Here is a 4,173-nt window from a genome sequence, read left to right as displayed (position 1 = left end):
GTGGGCTCGGAGATGTGTATAAGAGCCAGGAGGGCGACGGCGGTCCGGGCGGCGGGGGTACGGACGAACACGGGCGGACTCCGAACGACGCGAGGGGGACGGGTGTCGGGTTGATCGTCGGGGAGGAGAACTCTACGTCTTGTTCGGTGCCGGGGAAATGACCATGATGAACCAATGCGATCGAAGCTGGTCACTGTGCGTAAGGTCCTGAGCCGCGTCGTGGCGGCGCTGGCGGCGACCCTGGTGGTGTCGTTGCTGCTGCCGGTCGCACCGGCGTCCGCGCACGGCCAGCTGGCGACCTCCACGCCGCTGAAGGGCACCGTCGTACGCGAGCCGCTGACCCAGTTGGCGTTGTACTTCACCGAGAAGCCGGCGTCCAACGCGCACTTCGCCATCAGCGGTCCGGACGGGTCGCGAGTGGACAACGGTTGGTCCTACGGTGAGCCGAAGCGACTGGACAAGCCGGTCACCGAGTACTTCATGGTCAACGGCGTGTTCGAGCCACGGCTCTACCACACCGGCTTCCCGGCCATGGTGACCGTCGCGCACTGGCCGGCGAAGGGCCGCTACACCGCCAGCTACCTCTCGGTCGCCTCCGACGGCGAGGCGGTGCGGGGCGAGGTGACCTTCGACTACCAGGGTCCGGGCACGCCGGCCCCGGCTGGTTGGTCGGCACCCACGGCGGGGCCGGATCCGGCGCTGCTCGCCCAGGCCGAGGGCGAGGGATCGACCACCCCCGGTGCCACCGGGAGCCCGGTCGCCCCCACCGGCGCTGCGGCGGACGACCCGGCCGGCGCCGCGCAGGAGCAACGCGGCGGCGGGTTCCCGGCCTGGTTGGTCCCGGCTCTGATCGTCGTCGTGGTCTCGGCGATCGTGCTGGTGGCGGCCCGCCGTCGACCCGCCACGCGCGGAGCCACCACGCCGAGCCGTCGGCCGGCCGGCTCGGCAGGCAAGGGCGGCACCCCGGGCCGCAGGGCCGCCACGCCGGCCCGCAAGCCCGGCAATCGGTCCAGCGGTCCGGCCCGACGCGGACGGCGGTAGACCGCCGCAATAGCCGGGCATTCTTCGCGTACCCTCGCGAACTTTCGCACGGACATAGGAAACTTTTGATGTATCGAGGCGAAGCCATGGACAGTCCAATCGAAACGCCTTAATGTTCCGAGCCATCCACCCGGTGTTTCCGCAACGTCACTCGTCGGCGTCGAGGACGTTACGGAGCCGGGCCGACGGTCATCCTCACCGCTGATCCACGCCGGCCGTCGGACACTCCACTGCCTCCTGGAGGAACGATGGGCACACGCCTGCTACGCCGACTCCACCATCCCGTCTTGGGTGCGCTGGCACTCGTCCTCGCCGCCGGTCTCTGGGCCGTCCCCGCCAATGCCGCCCCCGCGCAGGAACCGGGCGTCACGCTGCGCGTCTTCGACGTGCAGGTGGCGCTGTCCGAGTTGTGCACGCTCAAGCCCGCCCAGACCCCGAACGTGGACAAGCTGATGTCCACCATCAACTGGACCTCGGCGGCCGACTTCGGCTTCGAGGACAACTTCGTCTCGCAGGTGCTCGGCAACATCACCACCACCCAGGCCGGCAGCTACACCTTCCGGCTCAGCAGCGACGACGGCTCCAAGCTGTCGATCGACAACGCCGTGGTGATCAACCATGACGGCCTGCACGGCGCCACCCCGCCGAAGGAGGGCGCTGTCACCCTCGCCGCCGGCCTGCATCCGCTGCGCATCGACCACTTCGAGCGTGGGGGCGGGCAGCAGATCACCCTGGAGTGGAAGACTCCTGGTTCGTCGACCTTCGTGGTCGTACCGAACTCGACGCTGAGCACCGACGCCGGCGTGGTACGGGTGACCGCACCCGGACGCAAGGAGTGCGAGGGGATCGCCGACACCCCCGGCGACGGCCTGCCGCTGACCAGCGTGCACCCCGGCTACACCCTGACCAACCTGCGGCCCAGCGGCTTCCAGCCGAAGGTCACCGGCATGGACTGGCTGGCCGACGGCCGCCTGGTCATCAGCACCTGGGGCGGCAGCGACCAGTCCGGCACCTCCCAGGACGGCGAGGTCTGGATCCTCGGCAACACCGGCGGGTCGACAACCCCGGGCAACGTGACCACCAAGAAGATCGCCGGCGGCCTCAAGGAACCGATGGGGCTCAAGGTCGTCGACGGGGTGGTCTACGTGACCGAGAAGCAGCGGCTGACCCGGCTGGTGAACACCGGCGGTGACGAGGTGGCCGAGCGTCTGGAGACCGTCGCCACCTGGCCGTACGGCGGGAACTTCCACGAGTTCGCGTTCGGCCTGCTCTACCAGGACGGGTTCTTCTATCTGAACCTGTCGGTGTCGATCAACTCCGGGGGCGCCACCACCAACCCGCAGCCCGCCACCAACCGGGGCACCACCCTCAAGGTCAACAAGGACACCGGCGCGGTCAGCTACGTCGCCGGTGGTCTGCGTACGCCACACGGCATCGGCTGGGGCCCGGAGGGCGGCATCTTCGTCACCGACAACCAGGGTGGCTGGCTGCCCTCGTCGAAGCTGGTGCACGTCAAGCAGGGCCGGTTCTTCAACCACTTCACGAACCCGGCGGGTCCGTTCGACACCGCTCCGGTCACGCAGCCGGTGCTCTGGATGCCGCAGAACGAGATCTCCAACTCGCCCAGCACGCCGCTCTACCTGACCGGCGGTCGCTACGCCGGCCAGTTCGTCATCGGCGACGTGACCTACGGCGGCCTGCAACGGGCGAATGTGGAGAAGGTCAACGGCGAGTACCAGGGCGCACTGTTCCGGCTCACCCAGGGCCTGGAGGCGGGCGTCTCCGAGGTGAACGTCGGCCCGGACGGCGCGATCTACGTCGGCGGGCTCGGCGCGGGCGGCAACTGGGGCCAGACCGGCAAGCTGTCGTACGGCCTGCAGAAGCTCACCCCCAACACCGCCACCACGTTCGAGATGCTCGCGATGCGCGCCACCACGACCGGCTTCGAGGTGGAGTACACCGAGCCGGTGTCGACGGCGACAGCCACCGACCTGGCCGCGCGCTACAAGCTCAAGCAGTGGCGGTACGTGGCGACGTCGAACTACGGCGGTCCGAAGATCGACGAGGAGACCCTGACCGTCACCTCGGCCACCCTCTCGGCGGACGGCAAGAAGGTCAGCCTCACGGTGCCCGGTCGCAAGGCCGGCCGGGTGGTGCACCTGCGGTCACCGCGCCCGTTCACCTCGACCAGCGGCCAGTCACTGTGGAGCACCGAGGCGTGGTACACGCTCAACTCCATCCCGGGCAGTCCCCCGCCGCCGACCGGCGGCACCATCACCGGCGTCGGCGGCAAGTGCCTGGACGTCGACAACGCGGGCACCGCCGACGGTACGAAGATCCAGCTCTGGACCTGCAACGGCACCACCGCGCAGTCGTGGACGAAGGTCGGCGACACGTACCGGGTGCTGGGCAAGTGCCTGGACGTGGACAACGGCGGCACCGCCAACGGCACGAAGGTTCAGCTCTGGACCTGCAACGGCACCGCCGCGCAGGTCTGGCAGCCGCAGGCCGACGGGTCGATCCGCAACCCGCAGTCGGGCAAGGTTCTGGAGGCCGCCGGCGGTAGCAGCGCCGACCGCACCCAGATCCAGCTCGGCACGTACGCGGGCGGCGCACACCAGAAGTGGGTGGTCAGTAGCGGGGTAACCGGCTGACCTCGGACGAAAGGGGCGCGGTCTGACCGGCGGGTCAGGCCGCGCCCCGGCCCGTCCGCCGCAGGTCACCGGCGAGCGACGCGTACACCGCCAGCGACGCGGCCAGCACCCCGGTCACCGCGACCACGAACCCTCGCTCGGCGCCCTCCGGCGCGAACGCGACCCCGACGGCCAGCGCAGCGAGCGCCGCCATCGCCATCGCCAGGCGGGCGGCGTCCTCCAGGCGCACAGCCCGGCGGCGGGCCGCGACCATGATGGTCAGCACGCCGAGCGCGCCGGCCGCTCCGATGATCGACCAGGACAGCCCCAGAGCGCGGGTCGGCGCGTCGACAGCGGTGGTCCCGGTGTACGCCAGCAGGCCGAAGGCGACGACCAGCAGACCGCCACGCCGCCGGGCCCGCGTTGCGTGCACACCGTCCGGGGTACGCGTCGCCATCGCCTGACCTCCACGGTTGACAGCTGTCGCACCGGCGACATC

General features: G+C 70.2%; 3 protein-coding genes. 2 read left to right on the top strand and 1 reads right to left on the bottom strand.

Annotation, left to right across the window (positions count from 1 at the left end; translation table 11 throughout):
* The first annotated feature begins 195 nt into the window (after positions 1–195).
* Both DLJ58_RS00410 and DLJ58_RS00405 read left to right on the top strand, forming a co-directional pair.
* The gene (locus tag DLJ58_RS00410) at positions 196–1,041 is read left to right on the top strand and encodes a copper resistance CopC family protein (RefSeq protein ID WP_244218720.1); all 846 of its coding nucleotides are present in this window, start codon (positions 196–198) and stop codon (positions 1,039–1,041) included.
* Positions 1,042–1,328: 287 nt separating this feature from the next.
* Positions 1,329–3,695 (top strand): ricin-type beta-trefoil lectin domain protein, encoded by a 2,367-nt coding sequence (locus tag DLJ58_RS00405; protein WP_425271282.1) that lies wholly within the window; start codon positions 1,329–1,331, stop codon positions 3,693–3,695.
* Positions 3,696–3,729: 34 nt separating this feature from the next.
* Here DLJ58_RS00405 and DLJ58_RS00400 read toward each other — a convergent pair.
* Positions 3,730–4,173, bottom strand: a 444-nt coding sequence (locus DLJ58_RS00400) for a hypothetical protein (protein ID WP_208740744.1), incomplete at its 5' end; no start/stop codon positions are given.

Origin of the sequence: Micromonospora arida (assembly GCF_003857035.1) — a bacterium.
Classification (GTDB): Bacteria; Actinomycetota; Actinomycetes; order Mycobacteriales; family Micromonosporaceae; genus Micromonospora; species Micromonospora arida.
Note: the sequence above shows the minus strand (reverse complement) of the source record. Positions and strands in the feature narration are given on the sequence as shown.